Consider the following 24,469-nt stretch of genomic DNA (forward strand, 5'->3'; position numbering starts at 1 on the left):
TTTCGACCGCCTACAACCGTTCCACTACTGTCCCGCTCGGCATAGTCGCGGTGTCGGCATAGGTCGATGACCAGCAGCTTCGGGCCGGCGAAGAAGTTCATGCAGGACTTCCACCGGCCTTCGAGAGCGGCCTTGTGGCAGCGGGCCGAGAGCTCGGCGGCGGTGGTGAAGTAGACACGGTGCCCCGCTTCGACCGCGGCCCGGCCGAGCGCGACGGACAACATGGTTTTGCCGACTCCGGGCGGCCCCACGAACAGGACGTTGGAGGCGTCGTCGAGGAAGCGGAGGGTGGCCAGGTCCCGGATGAGCTTCTCGTCGACGCCGGGCTGGGCGGCGAAGTCGAAGTCGTTGAGGGTCCAGGGTTCGGGCAGGCAGGCGAACCGGAGCCGGGCCGCCAGCCGGCGGGCCTCGGTGGCCTCGACCTCGATCTCCAGCAGCCGCTCCAGGGCCGCGGTCAGCGACATCCGCTCACTCCGGGCCTGGTCCAGGACCCGGTTCAGGGCCTCGGCGGCATCGTTCAACTTGAGGTAGGACAGATGGCCTCGCAGCTGCTGGAAGCGGCGTGCTTCGCTCATCTGCATCGGCGACGATGGTGTACTCACTCCTCGTTCTCCTCCTTCGGTGAGGGAGCTGTCCGCAGCCGGTCGGCCACGGCGGCATAGTGAGACAGGTCGATCACGACCCGTTCGGCCGGATCCCCGGCCGCCGGAAGCCCGCGCAGACGCTCGGCCTCCGCGAGAGCGGCCGCCGAGGGCGGCCTTCGGACCTTGGTCTTGCATGGAGCCCGGTCGGAAAACGACGCGAGCACGGCTCGCTCCAGTGCGATGACGTGGCCGTTGTCCCGGACGGTCTGCCCTGATCCCCGAGGGGCCCGGCGGTGCTGGGCGATGACCGCCCGGCCCGCGGTGGCGATCCGCAGGACGTCGTCGCCCAGGCGAATGAGGACCCTGACCTGGACTCCGGGCAGGCCGGGAGGGACGGAGTAGAAGTTCCCGTCGAAGTGGACCAGGCTCTGCGGGCTGACCGTCCGCTCGACTTCCAGCTCGGCCGGGAACGGCCTCACCGGGATGTCGAGCATCGGCTCGGCCGCGGCGAGCTCACCGACCGTGGTGGCCACTCCGTCGATGCGCCGCCGCCGCTCGTCCATCCGGACGGCCAGCTTGTCGACGCCGGACTGGGCCTGGACGACGGTCAGCCCGTCCGGGACCGTGCGCCACCATCGTTGAGCGGCCGAGTCGTTGGCCTTCTCCACCACTCCCTTGCGGTTGCCGCGACGGGGCGGACAGATATCCACGCCGGCTCCGTAGTACTTGGCGACGGCGGCGAAGGAGGAGGTCACCTGCCCGCTGGAGGGGTAACAGACCGTCGCCATCCGGTCAAAGCGCCACCGGCGGGCCGTTCCACCGAGTTTGCGCATGACCTCGTCGAGGGCCTGGACCAGGTGAGGGAAGTCCTCGGACTCCGAGAGGACCGCCCGCCACCGGCCCGAATGCGCGAGCGCCCCGACCAGCAGATGGGCGTGCTCACCCACTCCCCACCCCTCTGGCGGGCTCGGCAGCTCCAGCCAGTCGAACTGGATCTCCTCGCCGGGCGGATGCGCGATCACCGCGACGTTCCTGCCGGTGGAGGCGTGGCAGGGCTCGCAATGCGGGCGAACCTGGTAGCGGCGCAGTGCCCGGGTGAAGGTCGAGTACGCGCCCTCATAGCCGAGTTCGGTCACCTCGTCGAACAGGGTCGAGGCCCACAGATGCGGATCGTCGGCGAGGCGTTGGCGGCAGTAGGACAGGAACGGCACGAACGCGTCCGGGCCCTCGCGTCGCTCGCCGGGGGTCCGCTCGCCGTTCAGATAGGCACGGATCGTCTTGCGATCACGGCCCAGATGCCGTGCGATCGCAGAGATCGTCCATCCCTGACGACGCAGAGCATGAGCGTCCACGTCTTCCTCCCGAGTGAGCATTCAGGCCCCCGAACAGGCCGAACTCCTAGCTCACGCAGGCTCTCCACGACACGCCGACACCAGTTCGACACGCCGGGAGGATCACACAATCGATGGGGAGATCAAGAGAGCAGGTTTGCCCCACCCCAGAGCGACAAGTGAGGAAATCCAAATATCCCCATCACCCAGCGGGGGCGGTACTTCCCCCCGGCGCCGGCAGGGTTTATGTGGGTCAAGACCGCAGAAGCGAGCGACGGGGAGACGAGCTACGAGCTTGGCCGGGTACCGGGCAGCCAGGCACCGTGGGTGTCCACCGAGCTCGTGTTCCCTGCCATCACACCGCAGGTCCGTGGGCCCATCTCACAGCCGCATTACGCTCTCCCCGCCGTACTCGCTGCTGCCGAACCCGACCCGCTCAAAGGAGCTCTTGATGCGGTGTGGGATGCGCTGAACACGTACGGAGAGCACTACCCCGAGTTGTTGGATGAGATCCGGTCGATCTGGGGCGGGCGGATGTCCGTGCCGGATGCGAAGCTACGGCCGGCTGCCCTGGGCCGACGAGTGCGGAGCGGACGAGGGAGCATGGCGATGGTCAACTACCGGGTGAAGTGGGTACGCGCGAGCGACGGCAAGGCCATGGTGTCCACGGTGAGCTACGACCAGCCCAGCGCCGAACACCGCAAGGCAGATCTCGAGGCGGAGAGCGCCACGGACATCAAGATCGTGAAGGTGCGGCCCGGCGAGTAGAACCGCCCACGCGGGCGTTGAATGCGAACAGCCTCCTCGACCTGGTGGTCGAGGAGGCTGTTGCGTTGGTAGCGGGGACAGGATTTGAACCTGCGACCTCTGGGTTATGAGCCCAGCGAGCTACCGAGCTGCTCCACCCCGCGTCGGTGAACACCACCCTACGGCACTGGCCCCACGCTTCCGACCGAGTATCCGGACGGTGAGGCGCTCCCGTTCAACCCGCAGCGTCCCGGGTCCGCCGCACTGTCCCTGACAGTGGTCAGCCCGTACTCCTCGGGAACGGACCGGGGAGTGTCTCGGACTTCCACGACCGCCCCTCCAGCGGACCAAGCTGAAGGGGCGGAGGGCCGCCCGTGAGACAGCCCGTACCGACCTGCGCACCCGCCCAGATCGGCCCGTGTGCGAGGTGGCCTGTTGACTGTACTGACGGTGCTCGCGCCCCGGCGCCGTGATTCGGGGCAGGGCGGGCGGTCGGACCCTGACCGCCCGTTCTCGACGACGAGGGCCAACCCGCTCGCGCCAGGCGTTCGGGGCCCGGGAGGTGGATATCGCGCGTCGGAACCCCGGGGAACGCGGGGGGGGCGAACTGCGCCTGGCTATGGGACAGTTCATGATGTTGTGTCACCGGCTGCTGGGGGAAGGGCGGAATATGGCGGACGAGGGGGACGGCTGGCTGACGGAGCGCCAGGTGAGCAGCTTGTGGCCGGGCGTCGGTACTGGCTCGGTGTATGTGAATGCGCTGGCCCATGGGGTGCGGACCCGTACGGAGAGCTGGATGACCACTACGGGCTATGCCGGCAAGATGTGGTATCACGCCGACGACGTGCGCCGAGTGGCCGCGCAGGTAGCAGCCGAGCCACTCAAGGGGCCGTCCCAGGTACCGTGCTGTCTGGTGCTGATCGTTCTGGCAGCGGCACCGCTCGTGTGGCTTGCGATACAGATAGAAAGCGCAGGCGGGTGGTGAAGGTCAAGTGTGTGGCTGCGCGGCCGGCCAGCCGCGAGATGCTGGGGTGTCAACTGCATCATCTCTGGCTCGTTGGGCAGGGCGCTTCCGAGCCTCAAGGAGAGGCCGATCAGATGCCTACACGCGTGGGTACGGCGTCCGCACGTCCGTAGTCGAGCATCTGGGTGAGGACTTGTCGGAACGTGATGAGGCCTTCGGCCGGCGCTTCGCGTTGGTACTAGCCGGGGCCTGCCTCCTCCTGTCGCATCTGGGCCCCGCATCTTCCCCTTGCCGCTGTGTCTTCTTCCCGGGAGGTGTCCGGTCATGGTCCTTTTCCTGGCGCTGCTCATCGCGGGAAAACTGGGCTCTTACAAGATTTTCGTAGGTCTTGATCGGGATTGCTGACGGGTCGTGACATCCGTTCCCTGCGGCGGGATGCTGCGACTGTGTGACGAGATGTTGACGACGCTCTTGCCGCAGCTCAACGTGGTCGTGGTCGAGTCCGTGGAGGTCGAGAGGGACATGGTGGTGGTGACCGCACGTACTCGTGCGGGGCCAGTGCGATGTCCAGGGTGCGGGCAGCAGTCGTCCTGGGAGCACAGCCGCTACGTACGCCGCCTCGGAGACGAGGCCATTGGTGGCCGGGCGGTGCGGATCGACTTATCGGTGCGCCGTCTGTACTGCGAGAACACTGCATGCTCCAAGGTGACGTTCGTCGAGCAGGTCTGCGGGTTGACCGTGCGCTACCAGCGGCGGACCCCTGCTCTGCAGCTTGTGGTTGAGGCCGTCGCGGTCGCCTTGGCCGGCAGTGTGTCGGCGTACGCCATGTGCTCAGCGAGGTACAGCCCAAGGTGCTCAGCCTCCGTCGCTGGTTCAGGCTTGATTCATCCCACCGGCGCCCCCATCCGCCGGGCGGCCGCCCCCACCCACTGAGGGCGGCCCCCCGGGTTCCCCCGCTCCGGTCTGCGATCACGGATCGGCAAACCCGGGCTCCTCCGTCCGGGGCCAAGGGTTGGATGTGCGGACGTCCCCCGTCCACGACCGTCCCGGCAGAAAGGCGCCGACGATGACATCGCCCAGGAAAGTAGTCCTGACCAAGGCATCCCCGACGGTCTCCCTCGGCAAGCACGGCGTGACCTCGGGGCTGATTAGGGTCAACCTGCAATGGACCTCACGGCGGGCAGTGGCAGAGAGGGACGCCCGCGAGGCACGCGGGCTTTTCCGGAGGATCCGGTCCTCCCTGCGCACGAGCGCGGCCAAGGACGTGGACCTCGATCTCGGCTGCATGATCAAATGCCGCGACGGCAGTAAGACCGTGGTCCAGGCGCTCGGCAACGCGTTCGGCGCGGTGGATAGCTTCCCCTACGTCGCTCTGGACTCGGACGACCGGACCGGCACGAGTACAGCGGGCGAGAACCTGGTGATCAATCTGGACCACCAGGACGTGTTCTCCAAACTGCTGCTCTTCGTCTACATCTACGACGGCGCCGGGGACTTCGCCGGCCTCGACGCCGTCGTAACGCTCACGTCCGACCGCGGCGATTCCTTCGAGGTGCGCCTGGACGAGTGCCCGCCGCAGGCGCACGCGTGCGCGATCGCCCTGGTCAAGCGTCAAGGACGGGAGCTCGTCGTGGGGCGTGAGGTCAGGTGGTTCACGCCGCAGGACGGCCCGGGCGTCCAGGACGTCATCTCACGGGCGTACCGGCTCGGCATCAAGTGGAACCCCGGGAGGAAGTGACCGCCGCGCAATCGCCAGCGATAGCGGCTGGGGATGGGCTCACTTCGCTCCAGGTGATCGTGACGCCGCCTGTCCTGGAGATGTACAACTCTGGTGGCTTTGACCTCTGGCCCTGCCTATACCCGTCCGCCGGCCAGCCCTCGGCTTCTTGCAGTTTCCGGCCGACGATCAGTTCGCAGTGACACAACGCGACCGATACCCGGGGGTAGTGAACCCGCCGAGTTCAGGTAGCCAGCGAGGGCCTGCGGTCCTGATCGACGCGAGTATCGGTGCCCCGTAGAAGCGTGGACGATCGTGTAGAACAGCGCCATGACCAGCGCAGCGTGCTCCCTGCCGCAGGCGGCAGGCCTGCCCCGTGTACCCCGGCACCTGGCCCTGATCCTGGATGGGAACCGGCGCTGGGCCCCAGGCCACGGGCTACCCGTGGCTGCGGGAAGGCCGACGGTCCACGCTGGCCCGGGTTCGCGCGCCGGACCGGGCTGGCCACCCCCCGACACTGCGTCGGCACCGTGCAGGCCCGCAGCCCGAGCCGCCACACCGTCGGGTGACGCGACTCAGCCAGGCGAGTGACAGCGGCGACCACCGGATGCCACCTGGCGGGCCGGTGTTCCAGGATCGGTGCCGCCGCAGTCTCCGGCGGATTGTGTGCCGACCGAGTCAGTGCCGTGCGATCGGTTCGACCACGGCTGTTCGAGGAGTCCCGTCCCATGCGTTCACGAGTCATCGCCCTCATGGCCGCCGCCGTCGCGGCCACTGCGGCGCTCACGCAGCCCGCCCACGCCGCCCCGCTCATGGACGGGGTCTACCGGTTCGCGTCCCTTGCGGACGGCAAGTGCCTGGTCTGGCCCAAGATGCACGCACCTGTCGGCACAGTGTCACTGGGCGAATGCGCGGACGCCACGTACACCTCGGCGAACTGGCACGTACAGCAACGGCCCAACGGAACGATGGACGTCTCCGTGCCGAACTCGTTCCCGCGCGGCTGCATGAGGTTGACGGACGACCACAAGGTGGGGATCAGCGACCAGTGCGACAAGTACGCCGAGTGGACCGTCTTCTATGGTTCTGCCGGGCCAGACAGCCCGGTGTGGGCCGACATCGAGCACACCCCCGGCGACCGGTCCACCTCGTGGGGAAAGCTCGTCGACGACCCCGGCGTGACCGCCCGGCTCGTGGTGAGGCCGACCCCCATCGAGCCGCACCACTGGGCCTTGCAGCCGGCCGGCTAGGACCTGCCAGCGATCGCATGCACAGCGGGCACGGAACGGAAGCCCCCCACAGTGCGCACGCTCGGGCAGTCACCAGGTAGCCGGGCAGGTAGTTGTCCCAAGAGGCACACCGCCAGACCGCTGAGCAGGGCAAAGACGGTGAAGGACGGCCCCGCAGTGCCGTAGGGTGGGTTTCACCGACGCGGGGTGGAGCAGTTCGGTAGCTCGCTGGGCTCATAATCCAGAGGTCGCAGGTTCAAATCCTGTCCCCGCTACTGAGCAGAAGGGCCCGGATCCACAAGGATCCGGGCCCTTCTGCCATACCCGGCAACGCGGCGGGCTTCGCGGCACTATGCCGCGAAGCCCTCGTCTCGGGTGGCACTGCTCAGCCCAGGCACCTGTCGCTGTTGCCGCGCTCGAGTAACTTGATCCCGCCTGTGCCGCCCGTCGGCTACCCACAGACCAACGGCGTTGTTCACGGTGGGCCTCCCGGCATGTGCCGCATGACCAGATGTGCTGGGTGACAGATTCGGTGCTGCCGACACCCGCACTGCGTACCATCGCATTCACACTGTTCAACACGGCAGATGGCGGGCACCCCATGACTACAGCAACCAACCCTGCTCAGATCAAAACCGATTACGCGCAGCAAATCGCTGGCGATCTCGCAGCGAACCAGACTGCACAGGAGCAGACGCGCGCGGAACTGCAACGACTGCAGGTGGAATTGAGTCAGCTGGAGGACAACGAGAAGGTTCTGCTGAAGATGCAGGAAGCTTTGGGTATCGAAGCAGAACCTGTGACTCCTCAGGTCGCGAAGCGCAGTACTCGGCGTACATCGGTGCCTGCCGCGCGCAGTGGCGCCCTGGAGAAGAAGGCCACAGTACTCAAGCCGGAAGCCGCTAAGACCTCCCCCACGCGGGGGGCTACCGAGAAGGCCCGGACTCGGAAGAAGACCGAGGGTCCGTCCTGGCTTGAGCTTGTCACCGCTGTCGTCACCGGTCAGACAGGACCGAAGTCCGCGGCCGAAGTCGCAGACATGATGAGCGCGGCCCATCCTGAGCGCAAGGTGCAGGCAGCCGTCATCCGCAATACCCTCGAACAGGGCGTCGCCCGGGGGCTCCTCGAGCGCTCCAAGCAGGGACGTTCCGTCTACTATAACCTGGTCAGCACTCCCGCAACAGGACCTGACACCGAGTCGGCGAACGCGGTCTCATAGAACAATGCGCCACCCGCGCATCTACCCCCTTCTCCCCCAGCGAGCCAAGCTCCGGTGCGCCAGCAGCATCAGTGAGCCTTTTCCGACCGGCTGGGTCGGTGGGCGGCGTGCACGCAGACATGCCGGCGGCCCAGGTGCTGGGCCGGTGCGTGGAGTCAAACCGGATGTACGGCCCGAAGTCAGGAGATCTTCGGCCGTCCGACCGCCTTGGGCCGCCAGACGTCGAGGTCCAGAGTCGTCGTGAGGCACTCGCCCTCCGCGCGGACCACCAGGTCGGGATGATCGATCCCCGCCGCGAACTCCTCCGCTCGTACCTCGTCGAGCAGGAAGACGAAGTGCTCGATCAACACAGGATCGTCCTTGGGGTTGCCGTCCGGATCCACCTCGGTGTTCGCGCGGTCCAACGCCAGGCAGAGCACCGTCCTGAACACCTTGAGGTTATCCGCCCAGAGGAGCACAGTCGCTACGCTCGCCGCTGCGGAACTGTGGGCGGACAAGGCATGCCAAGGCGCCAACCTGCACATCCGAGGCCGCCGACTCAGGCCCGGCTGGCCGAGACGTCGCTGACACCGACCGAACGCGCTGAGCGGGCGGAGAAGGCGTGGGCTGCGTTGCCGGCCTGGAACAGGTACGCGCCGACCGCCAGCGAGCAGCACGAACTCGCCCGGCGCCTGGCGCAGGTGCAGCGACCGTGAGCGAAGCGATGCGCATCGTGCTGGACGAGACGGCAATGGCCGCGGCCGGGCAGCGCAACCTCCCGGCTGATCCGTCGGCCAGGGCGCCGGCACGCCGATGCACTCGAGCGACGTTCTCAGATGCTACTGACAACGCCGCCCCTCGCAAGGAGCAACCCGGATCCGGTCGATGGCGTGCTGCCGTCGGCGGGGGTGAGGGTGTAGAAGACCGTGATGGAGCCCTCGGTGGCGGCGTCCAGGACGCCGTCCCAGGGGATGGTGTAGCTGACGGAGGTGGTGTCAGCGGTGACGCTCACGATGCCCTGGGTCTTCGCGGCCAAGGTCTGCCCGGTGGTGGTGTCGCTGTAGACCGTGACCTCGAAGGTGACCTTGTCGCCGGCTGTGAAGGGTATTTGGTCCACCTTGACGAGGACGCCATTCCAGGGCTTCTGCAGGCAGTTGATCGAGCCGGGGGGCTCCTCAAAGGGAAATTCCGGGAAGTCGAGCGCGATCGACATGCAGGCTCCTGATTGCCGAAGGGCGGTCTGACCGGTCGCCCCCCGCCGCTTGGCTGGCGAACCGAGGTTCGGTGGCTTAAGGCTGTGGCGTTACGGCCGGTGCCTCAAGGTCGAGCGCGCGGGCGAGGGCGGCGGTGACGGTAGCCCCGTGGCCGGGCAGGTGTTGCAGGATCCAGTCGGTGGCCAGCGTAAAGAAGTCGGTCAGGTCGCGTTCGACAGCCTCGAGGAGGGTGCGGAGCTCGGTGACGGACAGTTCGATCACTGGGCTGTCGCTCTGCTCGCCGTTGACTGTGAGCCGGACGGTGTCGCCGAAGCGCTCGGCCATGGGCGACACCGGGTCGTGGCCGAATCCGAGCAGGCTGCCACCGTCAGCGAATTGGTGCCAGTCGCGCCAGTCCTCCAGCCCGTCGCAGCAGCCGGGCTGGAAGGTGACGCCCGTGGACGTGTCCGTGACCTGCAGACCGCCAGCAGCGAAGACGTTCTCGAAGGTCAGCAGTCCGTGAAGGAACGAGGCGAGCGGGTCGGCCGGCCGGGGCGGCCCGTCCTCGTCGGGGTCGCTGTCATTGAAGCTGGCGATGCTCGCGATCGCTGCCCCGACCTCGGCGGGTGAGAGCTCCCCGGCGAGGGGCAAGAAGCCGAACCGCTCGACATCGGCTACAGGCCAGAGGTCGAAGGGGTCAGGGGTGCACATCTCCAGGACGGGCCGCATCACGATCACCCGACGAAGTGTTCCGCATCCCGCCCACACACCGCCTCCCCATTACGTCGGGCACTCCGGCCTCAGCCAACGAGCTGGTCACCTTCGGTCCGCCGCCTGGCCAAGACGGACCAGGTCATCAAAATCGGCAGTGGCCCACCCACGAGGACAGCGCCGGTGAGCCTGTCTGGTCAAACTTCAGCGCAGGTCAGCGGGGAGCGGGGTCGGTCGTGGTTCACGAGCGCGGGTAGCCGTGTCCGGCGGCGCGTACTCGCGGTACGGGAGCACGGCGACGCCGTGGAGGGCGATGCGCTCGGACTCCACGGCGTCGCCGTGCCGGTCCCGTTGGCGCCGGCTTCGTCGATCGCCTGCAGCAGCCGCGTCAACCGATCCCTCTCCGAGCCCGCGGGCAGCGGGCCGTGCGGGGGGCGTGGCCCGGGAGGCACACGGCACTCAGGCACCACATCGGGGAGTGCGTCCCGGACAAATCCAGCTCGTCCCTGACCACGACCGCCGGAATCAGCAGTGCACGGTTCGAATCCGGCGATCTAGTGCTGTGACCGGGAAGGTTCGCCGGGTTGCTCGTGGTGCTGGTTGGAAAGGAGTTCTCCAATCAGCGTGGGGAGGCGGGATGGCGCAACCGGTCCGGGTTCGCGGGCTGACCGAGCAGGAGGGCACAGAGGGAGCCGGCGGGAGCGGGAGATGGGTAAGAGGGACAGGCCCCCGCGAGGAAGCCGCACACCATCCGGCTCGGCGCGCCCAAGCCCCGGCTGCGGCTGGTCAGCGTCGGGCTGACGCTCGTCATGCTCGCGTTCGTCGTACGGCTCCTGCAGGTCCAGGCCGTCGACGCGTCCGCGTACTCCGCCAAGGCCTCCGAGAACCGTTTCGCCAGCTACACCCTGGCCGCCGAGCGCGGGGAGATCACCGACCGCAAGGGCGTGGCGCTCGCCACCAGCGTGGACGCGTACGACATCACGGCCGACCCGCACATGTTCACCCCGCAGGAGAGCAAGGCCCCGGACGCCCCCGAGCAGGCGGCCGCCCTCCTCGCGCCGATCATCGGCAAGGACGCCAAGGAGCTCACCGAGCGCCTCAAGACGAAGAACACCCGCTACGTCGTCCTCGCCCGCCGCCAGACCCCGCAGGTCTGGAACCAGATCAAGGACCTCAAGAAGGTCTTCGCCGAGAAGGCGAGCGCCGACAAGAAGAACAACGGCCCCGGGGCCAACGTCATCGCGGGCGTGTTCAACGAGAACAGCAGCAAGCGCGTGTACCCCAACGGCGACCTCGCCGCCGGGATACTGGGTTACGTCAACGCCGAGGGCAAGGGGGGCGGCGGCCTGGAATCCTCCCTCGACAAGAAGCTGGCGGGCAAGGACGGCGAGCTCACCTACGCCCAGTCCGGCGGCCGCCGCGTGCCGACCGCCGGTTCCAGCGAGAAGCCCGCCGTGCCCGGCCAGGACATCGAACTGACCATCGACCGCGACATCCAGTGGGCCGCGCAGAGCGCCATCACCGAGCAGGTCGCCAAGTCGGAGGCCGACCGCGGCTACGTCATCGTCCAGGACACCCGCACCGGCGAGGTCCTCGCGATGGCCAACGCCCCCGGCTTCGACCCCAACGACCTGTCCAAGGCCAGTTCCGCCGCCATGGGCAACGCGGCCCTCCAGGACGTCTACGAGCCCGGCTCCACCGCCAAGGTGATGTCGATGGCCGCCGTGCTGGAGGAGAAGAAGGCCGGCCCCGACACCCACGTCGAGGTGCCCAACCGGCTGCACCGCGGGGACCGCCTCTTCAAGGACGACATCGACCACCCGACCTGGTACCTGACCCTCAACGGGGTCCTCGCCAAGTCCTCCAACATCGGCACGATCCTGGCCACCGGCCAGCTCGGTCCGACGCAGGCCGAGTCCAACAAGGTCCTGTACTCCTACCTGGGCAAGTTCGGCATCGGCCAGCCCACCGGCCTGAACTACCCGGGCGAGTCCCGCGGCATCCTCGCCAAGCCCGAGGCCTGGTCGACCTCCCAGCAGTACACGATCCCCTTCGGCCAGGGCCTGTCCCTCAACGCCATGCAGGCCGCGTCCGTGTACTCGACCATCGCCAACGGCGGCGTCCGGATCACGCCCACGCTGGTGCGCGGCACCAAGGGCCCCGACGGCCGGTTCACCCCGGCCCCGGCGCCCGCGCAGCACCGCGTGGTCAGCCCGGAGACCGCCAAGACCCTCGCGGAGATGCTGGAGTCGGTCGTCGACGACCAGGAGGGGACCGGCACCAAGGCCCGGATCCCCGGCTACCGCGTCGGCGGCAAGACCGGCACCTCCAACCGGGTGGATCCGACCACCGGCCGCTACAAGGGCTACACCGCCTCCTTCGCCGGCTTCGCGCCCGCGGACAACCCCCGCATCACGGTCTACTGCGCCATCCAGAACCCCACCAAGGGCAGTTACTTCGGTGGCCAGATCTGCGGACCCATCTACAAGAAGGTCATGGAGTTCGCCCTCAAGACCCTCCAGGTCGCCCCCACAGGAACCGCTCCCGCCGGACTCCCGGTCACCTACGAACCCGGCGCGCAGCCCGGCACCCAGCCGAGCCCGCAGCCCGGCCAGTGACCCGTCCGCCCGGCGGCCCGCCCAGAAACGCGTGAGGCACCATAAGTGACAACGATCACTCCCGGACCCGGGAACCAGACGGCGGCCGCCACCGAGGCCGGGCCCTCGCTTCGCGGGCGGCCCGCCGGGCCCGGTACGCTCACCGCCGTGCCCCACGCTGATCAGCCCAGAACCACCCAGAACGACGCCCCGGCAGCGCCGCCGGGAGCGCCACGCCCCCTGTCCGTCCACCCGATCCCCCTCGGCGAGCTGGCGGACCTGCTGGGAGTCGGAGCCCCTGGCGCCCACGGTCCTCTGACGCGGATCACCGGCATCACGCACGACTCCCGTGCCGTGCGCCCCGGAGACCTGTACGCGGCCCTGCCGGGCGCCCGGATGCACGGCGCGGACTTCGCCGCGCAGGCGGCCGCCCTGGGCGCCGCGGCGGTGCTGACCGACCCGGCCGGCGCCGAGCGCGCCGCGGCCACCGGGCTCCCGGTCCTCGCCGTCGCCGACCCGCGCGGCCGGATGGGCGAGCTGGCCGCCACGATCTACGGGCGGCCGGGCGAGGCCCTGCTCCGGATCGGCATCACCGGCACCTCCGGCAAGACCACCACGGCGTACCTCGTCGAAGGCGGCCTGCGCGGGGTCGGACGTACGACGGGGCTCATCGGCACCGTCGAGACGCGCATCGGGGACGAGCGCATCAAGTCCGAGCGCACCACCCCCGAGGCCACCGACCTGCAGGCGCTCTTCGCGGTCATGCGCGAACGCGGCGTCGAGGCCGTCGCCATGGAGGTCTCCAGCCACGCCCTGGTGCTCGGCCGGGTCGACGGATGCGTCTTCGACGTCGCCGTCTTCAACAACCTGAGCCCGGAGCACATGGAGTTCCACTCGGACATGGAGGACTACTTCCAGGCCAAGGCGCAGCTCTTCACCGAGCGCCGCGCCCGCCTCGGCGTGGTCAACGTGGACGACGCGTACGGCCGGCGCCTCGCCAAGGAGTCGCCGATCCCGGTCGTCACCTTCTCCGCCGCCGGCGACCCGGCCGCCGACTGGCGCGCCGAGGACGTCGTATCGGGCCACATGGACTCCACGCTGACCCTGGTGGGTCCGCAGGGCGAGCGGGTACGGGCCACCGCCCCGCTGCCCGGCCCGTTCAACGTGGCCAACACCGTCGCCGCGATCGTCACCCTCGCCGCCGCCGGCCTCGACCCGCAGAGCGCCGCCGACGGCGTCGCCGCGGTCCCCGGAGTCCCCGGCCGCCTGGAGCGGGTCGACGCGGGGCAGCCGTACCTGGCCGTCGTCGACTACGCGCACAAGACGGACGCCGTCGAATCGGTCCTGCGGGCCCTGCGCGAGGTCACCACCGGCAAGCTGCACATCGTGCTCGGCTGCGGCGGCGACCGCGACACGACCAAGCGGGCCCCGATGGGCGCCGCGGCCGCCCGGTACGCCGACACCGCCGTACTGACCTCCGACAACCCGCGCTCCGAGGACCCCCTCACGATCCTCGCCGCGATGCTCCGGGGCGCCGTGTCCGTGCCCCCCGCCGAGCGGGGCGCCGTCCTCGTCGACCCCGACCGGGCGGCGGCCATCGCCGCCGCCGTCGCGCGCGCCGAGGCCGGCGACACCGTGCTGGTGGCCGGCAAGGGCCACGAGCAGGGCCAGGACATCGCGGGCGTCGTACGCCCCTTCGACGACCGTGCGGTCCTGCGCGCGGCCATCGAGACCCAAGCGCGTCAAAGTCCCCGACAGGCCGAGGTGAACCAGTAGTGATCGCCCTTTCCCTCGCCGAGATCGCCGACATCACCGGCGGGCGGCCCCACGACATACCGGATCCGTCCGTCCGCATCACCGGGCCGGTCGTCATCGACTCCCGCCAGGTGGAGCCCGGCAGCCTGTTCGCCGCGTTCGCCGGCGAGCAGGTCGACGGCCACGACTACGCCGAGCGCGCGGTCGCCGCCGGCGCCGCGGCCGTGCTCGCGGCCCGCCCCGTCGGCGTCCCGGCGATCGTCGTCCCCGACGTCGAGAAGGCGCTCGGCGCCCTCGCCCGGGCCGTCGTCGAACGCCTGGGCACCGACGTGGTGGCCCTGACCGGCTCCGCCGGGAAGACGTCCACCAAGGACCTCATCGCCCAGGTGCTCCAGACCCACGCGCCCACGGTGTGGACGCCCGGCTCCCTCAACAACGAGATCGGCCTGCCGCTCACCGCGCTCAAGGCCGCCGAGGACACCCGGCACCTGGTGCTGGAGATGGGTGCCCGCGGGATCGGCCACATCGACTACCTCACCGGCCTGACGCCCCCGCGCATCGGCCTCGTCCTGAACGTCGGCACCGCCCACATCGGCGAGTTCGGCGGCCGGGAACAGATCGCCCAGGCCAAGGGCGAGCTGGTGGAAGCCCTGCCGGCGGCGGCCGACGGCGGGATCGCCGTGCTGAACGCCGACGACCCCCTGGTCCGCCCGATGTCCGCGCGCACCAAGGCCCGCACGGTCCTGTTCGGGGAGGCCGAGGACGCCGACGTACGGGCCACCGAGGTGCGGATGACACCGGCGGGACAGCCCTCCTTCACACTCCACACACCCACCGGGTGCGGCGAAGTGACCTTGCGGCTGTACGGTGAGCACCACGTGTCGAACGCGCTCGCCGCGGCCGCCGTCGCCCACGTACTGGGCATGTCCGTCGAAGAGATCGCCACCGCGCTCTCCGGGGCGGGCACCCTGTCCCGGTGGCGGATGGAGGTCACCGAGCGGGCGGACGGCGTGACGATCGTCAACGACGCCTACAACGCGAATCCCGAGTCCATGCGGGCCGCCCTGCGCGCGCTTGCCGCGATGGGCGGCAGCGCCAGGGCCAACGGGGGACGTACGTGGGCGGTGCTCGGCCCCATGGCCGAGTTGGGTGACGCGTCGCTGGCCGAGCACGACGCGGTGGGACGGCTTGCCGTCCGGCTCAACGTGAGCAAGCTCGTAGCAGTCGGGGGCAGGGAAGCGTCCTGGCTGCAACTGGGCGCATATAACGAGGGTTCGTGGGGTGAGGAGTCGGTGCTCGTGTCCGACGCGCAGGCGGCGGTCGACCTGTTGCGCAGTGAACTGCGCCCGGGAGACGTCGTGCTGGTGAAGGCTTCCAGGTCCATTGGTCTGGAGCGGGTCGCGCTGGCGTTGCTGGAGCGCGAGGGCGAGGTCGCCGGCCGATGAGGCAGATCCTGTTCTCCGGAGTCATCGGACTCTTCCTCACGCTCATCGGCACCCCGCTGCTGATCAAGGGTCTGGCCCGCAAGGGCTACGGCCAGTTCATCCGCGACGACGGTCCGCGCGGCCACGCCGGGAAGAAGGGCACGCCCACCATGGGCGGCATCTCCTTCATCCTGGCCACGCTGATCGCGTACGCCCTCACCAAGGTGATCACCGGAAGCCAGCCCACCTTCTCGGGCCTGCTGGTCCTCATGCTGATGGCGGGCATGGGAGTGGTCGGCTTCCTCGACGACTACATCAAGATCGTCAAGCAGCGTTCGCTCGGTCTGCGGGCCAAGGCCAAGATGGCCGGCCAGCTGATCGTCGGCATCGCCTTCGCGGTGCTCGCGCTGCAGTTCAAGGACGCGCGCGGGCTCGCCCCGGCCTCCACCAAGCTGTCGTTCGTCACGGACTTCGGCTGGTCGATCGGCCCGGTGCTGTTCGTCGTCTGGGCGCTGTTCATGATCCTGGCGATGTCCAACGGCGTGAACCTGACCGACGGTCTGGACGGCCTGGCCACCGGCGCCGCCGTGATGGTCTTCGGCGCCTACACCTTCATCGGCGTCTGGCAGTACCAGGAGTCCTGCGCCAACGCGCAGACCCTGACCAACCCGGCCGCCTGTTTCGAGGTACGGGACCCACTGGACCTCGCGGTCGTCGCCTCCGCCCTGATGGGCGCCTGCTTCGGCTTCCTGTGGTGGAACACCTCGCCCGCCAAGATCTTCATGGGCGACACCGGTTCGCTGGCCCTCGGCGGAGCGCTCGCCGGCCTGGCGATCTGCTCCCGCACGGAGTTCCTGATGGCGCTCCTCGGCGGCCTCTTCGTCCTGATCACCATGTCGGTCGTCATCCAGGTCGGCTCCTTCAAGATGACCGGCAAGCGCGTCTTCCGGATGGCGCCACTGCAGCACCACTTCGAACTGAAGGGGTGGTCCGAAGTCCTTGTCGTGGTCAGGTTCTGGATCATCCAGGGCATGTGCGTGATCGTGGGCCTCGGACTCTTCTACGCGGGATGGGCAGCCGACAAGTGACGTCCTGGCACGGCAAGAACATCACCGTCGCCGGTCTCGGCGTGAGCGGCGTCAGCGCCGCCCGCGCCCTGGCCGGCCTCGGCGCCGTCGTCACCGTGGTCGACGGCGGCGACGGCGAGGGCCACCGGGCCCGGGCCGCCGAACTCCGGGCGGCCGGGATCTCCGTACGCCTGGCGGACGCGGAGACCCTCCCCGAGGGCACCGACCTCGTGGTCACCTCGCCCGGCTGGAAGCCCGGCAGCCCGCTCTTCGCGGCTGCCGCGGCGGCCGGCGTGGACGTCGTCGGAGACGTGGAGATCGCCTGGCGGCTGCGCGGCGAGAACGCCGCGCCGTGGCTCGCGATCACCGGGACCAACGGCAAGACCACCACGACCCAGATGCTCGCGTCGATCCTGCGGGCCGCCGGCCTCAAGACCGCCGCCGTCGGCAACATCGGCACCCCGATCATCGACGTGGTCACCGGCGAGGAGAGGTACGACGTCCTCGCCGTCGAACTCTCCAGCTACCAACTGCACTGGGCGCCCTCGCTGCGCGTCCACTCCGCGGCCGTCCTGAACCTGGCCCCGGACCACCTCGACTGGCACGGCTCGATGGACGCCTACGCCGCCGACAAGGGCCGCATCTACGAGGGCAACTCGGTGGCCTGCGTCTACAACGCGGACGCCGCCGACAACAAGGCCACCGAGAACCTGGTCATGGAGGCCGACGTCGAAGAGGGCTGCCGCGCCATCGGCTTCACCCTCGGAGCCCCCGGCCCCTCCATGCTCGGCGTCGTCGACGGGATCCTCGTCGACCGAGCCTTCGTCGAGAACCGGCAGAAGAACGCCCAGGAGCTCGCCGAGGTCGCGGACGTCAACCCGCCGGCCCCCCACAACATCGCCAACGCCCTCGCGGCCGCGGCCCTGGCCCGCGCCTTCGGAGTGACCCCGCGCGCCGTCCGTGACGGACTGCGGGCCTTCCGGCCCGACGCGCACCGGGTCAGCCACGTGGCCGAGGTCGCCGGGGTCACCTACATCGACGACTCCAAGGCCACCAACACCCACGCCGCCGAAGCCTCCCTGGCCGCCTTCGAGCCGGTCGTCTGGATCGCCGGCGGCCTCGCCAAGGGCGCCACATTCGACGAGCTCGTGCGGAAGTCGGCGAAGCGGCTGCGCGCCGTCGTGCTGATCGGCGCCGACCGGGCGCTGATCGCCGAGGCGCTGGCGCGACACGCCCCGCAGGTCCCGGTCGTGGACCTCGGGCAGACCGACACTGGGGCGATGCTCGCGGCGGTCCGGGAAGCGGCCCGGCTCGCGGAAACCGGCGACACGGTACTGCTGGCACCGGCCTGCGCCTCGATGGACATGTTCGCGAACTACAACGAGCGTGGCGACGCGTTCGCCGACGCGGTGCGCGAACTGGCCGCCGAGAAGGCCTAGGGCCGGCCCGCTCCAGGGCGGGTTCCCTCGGGCCGACCGGCCGCTCGCCTCGTACGAGTGGAGGGGAAGATCACAGATGCCGGCCAAGCAGATGCTGCCGGGGCGGCGGCCGTCAGCCGACAAGCCCGCCAAGGGCGCCAGAGCACCCAAGGCCGACCGGACACCGGGCCGGCCGCGCCCCGCCGCGCGCGCGGGACGGTCCGCCGCGGGCGGGCCGCTGGCCGGCCTGCGGCGTACGCAGCGGCAGTTGCGCAGGGCCTGGGACCGGCCGCTCACCGCGTACTACCTGATCTTCGGCAGCTCGCTGCTCATCACCGTGCTCGGCCTGGTGATGGTCTACTCGGCCTCGATGATCAAGGCCCTCCAGCTCGGCCTGGGCGACGCGTACTTCTTCAAGAAGCAGTTCCTCGCCGCCCTGATCGGCACCGGACTGCTGCTGATCGCCTCCCGGATGCCCGTCAAACTGCACCGGGCGCTGTCCTACCCCGTGCTCGCCGGCACCCTCTTCCTCATGGTCCTGGTCCAGGTCCCGGGGATAGGCGTATCGGTCAACGGCAACCAGAATTGGATCTCCCTTGGCGGTCCGTTCATGCTCCAGCCCAGTGAGTTCGGCAAACTCGCCCTCATCCTCTGGGGCGCCGACCTGCTCGCGCGCAAGGGCGAGAAGGACCTGCTGAGCCAGTGGAAGCACCTGCTGGTGCCGCTGGTCCCGGTCACCTTCCTGCTGCTCGGGCTCATCATGCTGGGCGGGGACATGGGCACCGCGATGATCCTCGGGGCCGTCCTGTTCGGCCTGTTGTGGCTGGCCGGGGCGCCCACGCGGATGTTCGCGGCGGTGCTGGCCTTCGCGGGCGTGCTCGTCGTGCTGCTCATCAAGACCAGCCCGCACCGCATGGACCGGCTCGAGTGCATCGGCGCGACCGAGCCGGGCAAGAACGACCTGTGCTGGCAGGCGGTCCACGGAATCTACGCCCTCGCCTCCGGCGGATGGTTCGGTTCCGGTCTGGGTGCCAGTGTGGAAAAATGGGGGCAACTGCCAGAGGCCCACACCGACTTCATCTTCGCCATCACCGGCGAGGAACTGGGTCTGGCGGGGACTCTGTCGGTGCTCGCCCTGTTCGCGGCCCTAGGCTATGCGGGTATCCGCGTGGCCGGACGCACGGAGGACCCCTTCGTACGGTTTGCCGCGGGAGGCGTGACCACCTGGATCACGGCGCAAGCCGTGATCAACATCGGTGCGGTGCTCGGTCTGCTGCCGATCGCCGGGGTCCCGCTCCCGCTGTTCTCCTACGGGGGGTCGGCCCTGCTGCCGACCATGTTCGCGGTCGGACTGCTCATCGCGTTCGCGCGTGAGGAACCGGCGGCACGCGCGGCACTCGCGATGCGCAAGCCGAAGAACGGCAGGCAGCGGACCGGGCAGAGATGGAAGTCGATGAGACGGCGCGTCAAGAAGCGTCCGTCCGGAGAGCGGTGAATTTCGGTGCATGTCGTACTAGCCGGTGGGGGGACCGCCGGACACATCGAGCCGGCGCTCGCCCTCGCGGACGCCCTGCGCAGGCAGGACCCTTCCGTGGGCATCACCGCCCTGGGCACGGAACGCGGACTCGAAACCCGCCTGGTGCCGGAGCGCGGCTACGAGCTGGGACTGATCCCGGCCGTCCCGCTGCCCCGTAGGCCCACGCCCGAGCTGATCACCGTCCCCGGACGGCTGCGCGGCACCATCAAGGCCGCGGAGGAGATCCTCATCCGCACCAAGGCCGACTGCGTCGTCGGCTTCGGCGGCTACGTGGCCCTGCCCGGCTACCTCGCGGCCAAGCGCCTCGGGGTGCCGATCATCGTCCACGAGGCCAACGCGCGGCCCGGACTGGCCAACAAGATCGGCTCCCGGTACGCGCACGCCGTCGCGGTCTCCACCCCCGACAGCAAGCTGCGCGGCGCCCGCTACGTGGGCATCCCGCTGCGCCGCACCATCTCCACCCTGGACCGGGCCGCGGTCCGCCCGGAGGCGCGCGCCGCCTTCGGCCTGGACCCCAACCTGCCGACGCTGCTGGTCTCCGGCGGCTCGCAGGGCGCCCGCCGCCTGAACGAGGTGATCGAGCAGGTCGCGCCGACCCTCCAGCGCTCCGGGATCCAGATCCTGCACGCGGTCGGGCCGAAGAACGAACTGCCGCGTGTCGACAACATGCCCGGGATGCCGCCCTACGTGCCGGTACCGTACGTGGACCGGATGGACCTCGCGTACGCCGCCGCCGACATGATGCTGTGCCGCGCGGGGGCGATGACCGTCGCCGAACTCTCCGCCGTCGGGCTGCCCGCCGCCTACGTACCGCTGCCGATCGGCAACGGCGAACAGCGGCTCAACGCCCAGCCGGTGGTCAAGGCCGGCGGCGGCCTGCTCGTGGACGACGCGGAACTGACGCCCGAATGGGTGCTCGGCCAGATCGTCCCGGTCCTGGCCGACCCGCACCGGCTCTACGAGATGTCCCGAGCGGCCGCGGAGTTCGGCCGCCGGGACGCGGACGACCTGCTGGTCGCCATGGTGTACGAGGCGATCGCCGCCAACAGGAAGCACTGACGCAGGAGGCACGAGGAGTGGCCGGAGCGAGCACCGCACAGCGCGGCAGTCCGGGGCCCGCCCGCCAGGGCAAGGGGGCCGGCTCTCCGGGCCGCCCCAAGGCTCCCAAGCCGCCCGGGCGATCCGGCCCGGGCGGGCCGCGCGCCCTGCGCGGCCTGCGCCGGGGCCCCGCCCTGGTGGCCGGGCTCGTCCTGGTCCTGCTCCTGGCGGCCGGGCTCACCTGGGTGTTCTACGGGTCCTCCTGGCTCCGGGTCGAGAAGGTCACCGCGGGCGGCACCGAGGTCCTGACCCCGGAGCAGGTCCTGTCGGCGGCGGCCGTGCCCGTCGGGGCGCCCATGGTGTCCGTGGACACCGATGAGATCGAAGCCCGGCTCCGCGGCCGGCTGCCCCGTATCGATTCGGTCGACGTGGTGCGGGCCTGGCCGCACGGAATCGGGCTGAAGGTGACGGAACGCAAGCCCGTTCTGCTCATCAAAAAGGACGCCGAGTTCGTCGAAGTGGACGCAACCGGTGTGCGATTCGACACGGTTGCGAAAGCACCCGGTGGCGTTCCGGTCCTCGAATTGAACGCCGGACAGTCTCCGAGCGGCCGCCGCTTCGACGAGGAGCGGCTGCTGCACGAGGCCGTCGGCGTCGCCGGCGACCTCCCGGAAGCCGTCCGCAAGGAGACCGTGCAGGTCAAGGTCCGGTCCTACGACTCCGTGGTGTTGGAGCTGTCGGGGGGCCGGTCGGTGGTCTGGGGGAGCGGCGAACAGGGTGAGGCGAAGGGCCGAGCCCTGACGGCGCTCCTGAAGGCCTCGCCCAAGGCTGACCGCTTCGACGTGAGCGTCCCCACCGCCCCGGCGGTGTCCGGTAGTTGACGTCGGGTCGAACACCGACGCACCCTGGTTGGCCAGCGATACGGGTGATCACATAGGGTGAAAAGAAAAACGGGAGGTTCGGCGTGTTCGTTGAACACGCGCTACTTGTCGACTTAGTGTCCTGTTCGGAGAGTCCAAGGAACAGACACACTCATAACCCTAAACTTCAGGGTTAGGGTTCGGGTCGGCGTGTACGAACCGTCCCAATTTCGGCATCAGTCGTCGCACCGCAGGCCCGCGAGGCGAACGACACGTAACTCGAGGCGAGAGGCCTTCGACGTGGCAGCACCGCAGAACTACCTCGCAGTCATCAAGGTCATCGGTGTCGGCGGCGGTGGTGTCAATGCCATCAACCGAATGATCGAGGTCGGTCTCAAGGGCGTCGAGTTCATCGCCATCAACACGGACGCCCAGGCGCTGTTGATGAGCGACGCCGACGTCAAGCTCGACGTCGGCCGCGAACTGACCCGGGGACTTGGCGCAGGCGCCAACCCGGATGTCGGGCGCAAGGCGGCAGAGGACCACCGCGAGGAGATCGAGGAGGTCCTCAAGGGGGCCGACATGGTCTTCGTCACCGCCGGTGAGGGCGGCGGCACCGGCACCGGCGGCGCACCCGTCGTCGCCAACATCGCGCGCTCGCTGGGCGCCCTGACGATCGGTGTGGTCACCCGGCCGTTCACCTTCGAGGGCCGGCGCCGCGCGAACCAGGCCGAGGACGGCATCGCCCAGCTCCGCGAGCAGGTCGACACCCTCATCGTCATCCCCAACGACCGACTGCTGTCCATCTCGGACCGCCAGGTCAGCGTGCTCGACGCCTTCAAGTCGGCCGACCAGGTCCTGCTGTCCGGCGTCCAGGGCATCACCGACCTGATCACCACCCCGGGTCTGATCAACCTCGACTTCGCCGACGTCAAGTCCGTGATGTCCGAGGCGGGCTCGGCCCTGATGGGCATCGGCTCGGCCCGCGGCGACGACCGCGCGGTGGCCGCCGCCGAGATGGCGATCTCCTCGCCGCTGCTGGAGGCGTCCATCGACGGCGCCCGCGGCGTGCTGCTCTCCATCTCCGGTGGCTCGGACCTCGGTCTCTTCGAGATCAACGAGGCCGCGCAGCTGGTCAGCGAGGCCGCGCACCCCGAGGCGAACATCATCTTCGGCGCCGTCATCGACGACGCGCTCGGCGACGAGGTGCGGGTCACCGTGATCGCGGCCGGGTTCGACGGCGGACAGCCCCCGGCCCGCCGGGACAACGTCATCGGCGCGGCGTCCACCAAGCGCGAGGAGCCGGCCCCGGCTCCGGTCCGTGCCGCCGACCCGGTCCGTCCGGCCTTCGGCGGACTCGGCTCGGTCACCCCGCGCGAGGAGCCCGTCCGCTCGGAGCCGGTCCCGGTCGCCGAGGCGCCGGCCCCGCAGGTCCCGACGGCCCGCCCGTACCAGGACAGCCCGGCCGAGGAACTGGATGTCCCGGACTTCTTGAAGTGACCCTGGAGCAGCACAGCGAGAGCGGCGCCCACTTCGCCTTCACCGACCGGTGGGGCGGGGTGAGCGCCGTTCCGTACGAGGAGCTCAATCTCGGCGGCGCGGTCGGAGACGACCCGGCCGCCGTTCGCGCGAACCGGACCGCCACGGCCCAGGCCCTCGGTATCGCTCCGGACCTGGTGGTCTGGATGAACCAGGTGCACGGCCGCGACGTGGCGGTGGTCGACGGCCCGTGGGCCGCCGACGCGCAGATCCCCCCGGTGGACGCGGTGGTGACCACCCGTCGGAGGCTCGCCCTCGCGGTCCTCACCGCCGACTGCACGCCCGTCCTGCTGGCCGACCCGGTCGCCAAGATCGCGGGGGCCGCGCACGCAGGGCGGCCCGGGCTGGTCGCCGGGGTCGTGACCGCCGCCGTCGAGGCGATGGTCTCGCTGGGGGCCGACCCCGCGCGCATGGTCGCCCGGACCGGACCCGCGGTGTGCGGGCGCTGCTACGAGGTGCCCGCCGAGATGCGGGCGGCCGTCGCCGAGGTGGTTCCGGCCGCGTACGCCGAGACCAGCTGGGGGACACCGGCCGTGGACGTGGTCGCCGGGGTGCACGCGCAGCTGGCGGAGGCGGGGGTGGCCGACGCGCGCCGCTCCCCGTTCTGCACACTGGAGTCGCGGGACCACTTCTCGTACCGCCGCGACCGGGTGACCGGGCGGCTTGCCGGATATGTCTGGTTGGACTGAAGAATGACGGACCGTAAGGCCGAGCTGGCCGAGAACCTCGCGCGGGTGGAGGAACGAATCCTCGCCGCCTGCGCCGCCGCCGGGCGCAAGCGGGAAGAGGTGACCCTCATCGTGGTCACCAAGACCTACCCGGCGAGCGACGTACGACTGCTGGCGGACCTGGGCATCCGTCACGTGGCGGAAAATCGGGACCAGGACGCGGCCCCCAAGGCGGCGGCCTGCGCGGATCTGGGACTCGACTGGCACTTCGTCGGCCAGTTGCAGACGAACAAAGTCCGTTCCGTGGCGGGATACGCGCAGTTCGTGCAGTCGGTCGACCGGCCGAAGCTCGTCACGGCGCTCTCGGCGGCGGCGGAGGGCGCCGGGCGCGAACTGGGCTGCCTGGTGCAGATCGCCCTCGACGCCGAGTCGGGCGGGAGGGGGGACCGCGGCGGCGCCGCGCCGGAGCAGCTCGCGGAGCTGGCGGACCTCGTGGCGGCGGCGCCCGGACTGCGGATCGAGGGCGTGATGACGGTCGCACCGCTGGCCGGGAGCTACGCGGGACGCGAACAAGCGGCCTTCGAGCGGCTGATGGAATTGTCATCCCGCCTGCGCGTGGACCATCCTGCTGCCACGATGGTGTCCGCAGGGATGAGCGCGGACCTGGAACAGGCCATTGCGGCCGGTGCGACACATGTACGCGTCGGCACTGCGGTACTCGGCGCGAGACCCCGGCTCGGGTAACGTCGCGAAGAAAGTCGGACCACAGCAGAAAATATGGTCATTTCCGCAGATGAGCGGATGGACCACGTGGATCGCGGGCAGTTGGTGACATTCGTGACACGGCGAGACACCTGCGACAGGGCGATCCACCACAGAGCGGAGGACTCAG

21 protein-coding genes, 2 tRNA genes and 1 pseudogene are annotated in these 24,469 nt (G+C 69.7%); 18 read left to right on the top strand and 6 right to left on the bottom strand.

The genetic code is table 11. The features are described 5' to 3' along the window. Positions 1-116: 116 nt before the first annotated feature. Together DRB89_RS16270 and DRB89_RS16275 are read right to left on the bottom strand one after the other, a co-directional pair. Positions 117-581 (bottom strand): annotated as a pseudogene (locus DRB89_RS16270) (ATP-binding protein); the annotation flags it as partial. 17 nt (positions 582-598) lie between these two features. Then, positions 599-1,936: an IS21 family transposase gene (locus DRB89_RS16275; protein WP_239516177.1), complete on the bottom strand. Its 1,338-nt coding sequence runs from the start codon at positions 1,934-1,936 to the stop codon at positions 599-601. A gap of 582 nt (positions 1,937-2,518) precedes the next feature. Between DRB89_RS16275 and DRB89_RS42970 the strand changes: the two genes are divergently transcribed. Beyond that, entirely contained in the window at positions 2,519-2,683 is a 165-nt protein-coding gene (locus DRB89_RS42970; RefSeq protein ID WP_162688403.1) for a hypothetical protein, read from the top strand. A 66-nt stretch (positions 2,684-2,749) separates the two neighbouring features. Here the strand turns inward: DRB89_RS42970 and DRB89_RS16285 are convergent. Continuing rightward, positions 2,750-2,826, bottom strand: a tRNA-Met gene (locus DRB89_RS16285). A 455-nt stretch (positions 2,827-3,281) separates the two neighbouring features. On the opposite strand from DRB89_RS16285, the gene DRB89_RS16290 reads away from it, so the two are divergent. The 6 genes from DRB89_RS16290 to DRB89_RS42975 all read left to right on the top strand — a co-directional run bounded on the left by DRB89_RS16290 (position 3,282) and on the right by DRB89_RS42975 (position 7,791). Next, on the top strand, positions 3,282-3,647 hold the full coding sequence (locus tag DRB89_RS16290; protein WP_112463316.1) for a hypothetical protein: 366 nt from the start codon (positions 3,282-3,284) through the stop codon (positions 3,645-3,647). Positions 3,648-4,148: 501 nt separating this feature from the next. Beyond that, positions 4,149-4,559: a transposase family protein gene (locus DRB89_RS16295; RefSeq protein WP_239516803.1), complete on the top strand. Its 411-nt coding sequence runs from the start codon at positions 4,149-4,151 to the stop codon at positions 4,557-4,559. A gap of 250 nt (positions 4,560-4,809) precedes the next feature. Continuing rightward, positions 4,810-5,364, top strand: a complete 555-nt coding sequence (locus DRB89_RS16300) for a hypothetical protein (RefSeq protein ID WP_239516178.1) — start codon at positions 4,810-4,812, stop codon at positions 5,362-5,364. Positions 5,365-6,071: 707 nt separating this feature from the next. After that, entirely contained in the window at positions 6,072-6,593 is a 522-nt protein-coding gene (locus DRB89_RS16310) for a hypothetical protein (protein ID WP_112448486.1), read from the top strand. A gap of 180 nt (positions 6,594-6,773) precedes the next feature. Further along, a tRNA-Met gene (locus DRB89_RS16315) sits at positions 6,774-6,847 on the top strand. Positions 6,848-7,092: 245 nt separating this feature from the next. Next, positions 7,093-7,791, top strand: coding sequence for a hypothetical protein (locus DRB89_RS42975; RefSeq protein WP_162688404.1), 699 nt, complete (start codon positions 7,093-7,095; stop codon positions 7,789-7,791). Positions 7,792-7,970: 179 nt separating this feature from the next. Here the strand turns inward: DRB89_RS42975 and DRB89_RS16325 are convergent, their stop codons facing one another. From DRB89_RS16325 to DRB89_RS16340, 3 genes are all read right to left on the bottom strand, one after another. Then, positions 7,971-8,249 carry a hypothetical protein gene (locus DRB89_RS16325; protein ID WP_112448488.1) on the bottom strand — a complete coding sequence of 93 codons (279 nt, stop codon included), beginning with the start codon at positions 8,247-8,249 and terminating at the stop codon, positions 7,971-7,973. Between the two features lie 353 nt (positions 8,250-8,602). Next, on the bottom strand, positions 8,603-8,983 hold the full coding sequence (locus tag DRB89_RS16335) for a hypothetical protein (protein ID WP_112448490.1): 381 nt from the start codon (positions 8,981-8,983) through the stop codon (positions 8,603-8,605). 76 nt (positions 8,984-9,059) lie between these two features. Continuing rightward, positions 9,060-9,692: a hypothetical protein gene (locus DRB89_RS16340; protein ID WP_204358017.1), complete on the bottom strand. Its 633-nt coding sequence runs from the start codon at positions 9,690-9,692 to the stop codon at positions 9,060-9,062. Between the two features lie 791 nt (positions 9,693-10,483). Here DRB89_RS16340 and DRB89_RS16345 point away from each other — a divergent pair. The 11 genes from DRB89_RS16345 (at position 10,484) to DRB89_RS16400 (ending at position 24,321) form a co-directional block, all read left to right on the top strand. Further along, positions 10,484-12,292: a penicillin-binding protein 2 gene (locus tag DRB89_RS16345; RefSeq protein ID WP_112450296.1), complete on the top strand. Its 1,809-nt coding sequence runs from the start codon at positions 10,484-10,486 to the stop codon at positions 12,290-12,292. Between the two features lie 45 nt (positions 12,293-12,337). After that, positions 12,338-14,047 (top strand): UDP-N-acetylmuramoyl-L-alanyl-D-glutamate--2,6-diaminopimelate ligase, encoded by a 1,710-nt coding sequence (locus DRB89_RS16350; RefSeq protein WP_112450295.1) that lies wholly within the window; start codon positions 12,338-12,340, stop codon positions 14,045-14,047. Beyond that, entirely contained in the window at positions 14,047-15,471 is a 1,425-nt protein-coding gene (gene murF, locus DRB89_RS16355) for a UDP-N-acetylmuramoyl-tripeptide--D-alanyl-D-alanine ligase (protein WP_112450294.1), read from the top strand. The genes DRB89_RS16350 and murF overlap by 1 nt, the downstream gene beginning before the upstream one ends. Continuing rightward, positions 15,468-16,538 carry a phospho-N-acetylmuramoyl-pentapeptide-transferase gene (gene mraY / locus DRB89_RS16360; RefSeq protein ID WP_112450293.1) on the top strand — a complete coding sequence of 357 codons (1,071 nt, stop codon included), beginning with the start codon at positions 15,468-15,470 and terminating at the stop codon, positions 16,536-16,538. The genes murF and mraY overlap by 4 nt, the downstream gene beginning before the upstream one ends. Then, positions 16,520-17,956 carry a UDP-N-acetylmuramoyl-L-alanine--D-glutamate ligase gene (gene murD / locus DRB89_RS16365; protein ID WP_112450292.1) on the top strand — a complete coding sequence of 479 codons (1,437 nt, stop codon included), beginning with the start codon at positions 16,520-16,522 and terminating at the stop codon, positions 17,954-17,956. Before mraY ends, murD begins: the two co-directional genes overlap by 19 nt. Before the next feature lie 76 nt (positions 17,957-18,032). After that, positions 18,033-19,430 carry a putative lipid II flippase FtsW gene (gene ftsW / locus DRB89_RS16370; protein ID WP_112450291.1) on the top strand — a complete coding sequence of 466 codons (1,398 nt, stop codon included), beginning with the start codon at positions 18,033-18,035 and terminating at the stop codon, positions 19,428-19,430. A 6-nt stretch (positions 19,431-19,436) separates the two neighbouring features. After that, positions 19,437-20,531: an undecaprenyldiphospho-muramoylpentapeptide beta-N-acetylglucosaminyltransferase gene (gene murG, locus DRB89_RS16375; RefSeq protein WP_112450290.1), complete on the top strand. Its 1,095-nt coding sequence runs from the start codon at positions 19,437-19,439 to the stop codon at positions 20,529-20,531. A 155-nt stretch (positions 20,532-20,686) separates the two neighbouring features. Beyond that, positions 20,687-21,391, top strand: a complete 705-nt coding sequence (locus tag DRB89_RS16380; protein ID WP_112453665.1) for an FtsQ-type POTRA domain-containing protein — start codon at positions 20,687-20,689, stop codon at positions 21,389-21,391. A gap of 279 nt (positions 21,392-21,670) precedes the next feature. Then, entirely contained in the window at positions 21,671-22,870 is a 1,200-nt protein-coding gene (gene ftsZ, locus DRB89_RS16390; RefSeq protein WP_112450289.1) for a cell division protein FtsZ, read from the top strand. Next, positions 22,867-23,598: a peptidoglycan editing factor PgeF gene (gene pgeF, locus DRB89_RS16395; protein ID WP_112450288.1), complete on the top strand. Its 732-nt coding sequence runs from the start codon at positions 22,867-22,869 to the stop codon at positions 23,596-23,598. The genes ftsZ and pgeF overlap by 4 nt, the downstream gene beginning before the upstream one ends. 3 nt (positions 23,599-23,601) lie before the next feature. Then, a complete protein-coding gene (locus DRB89_RS16400) occupies positions 23,602-24,321 on the top strand; it encodes a YggS family pyridoxal phosphate-dependent enzyme (protein WP_112450287.1) in 720 nt (239 codons plus the stop codon). The last annotated feature ends 148 nt before the right edge of the window (positions 24,322-24,469 follow it).

Origin of the sequence: Streptomyces sp. ICC4 (assembly GCF_003287915.1) — a bacterium.
In the GTDB taxonomy this organism is placed as follows: Bacteria; Actinomycetota; Actinomycetes; order Streptomycetales; family Streptomycetaceae; genus Streptomyces; species Streptomyces tritrimontium.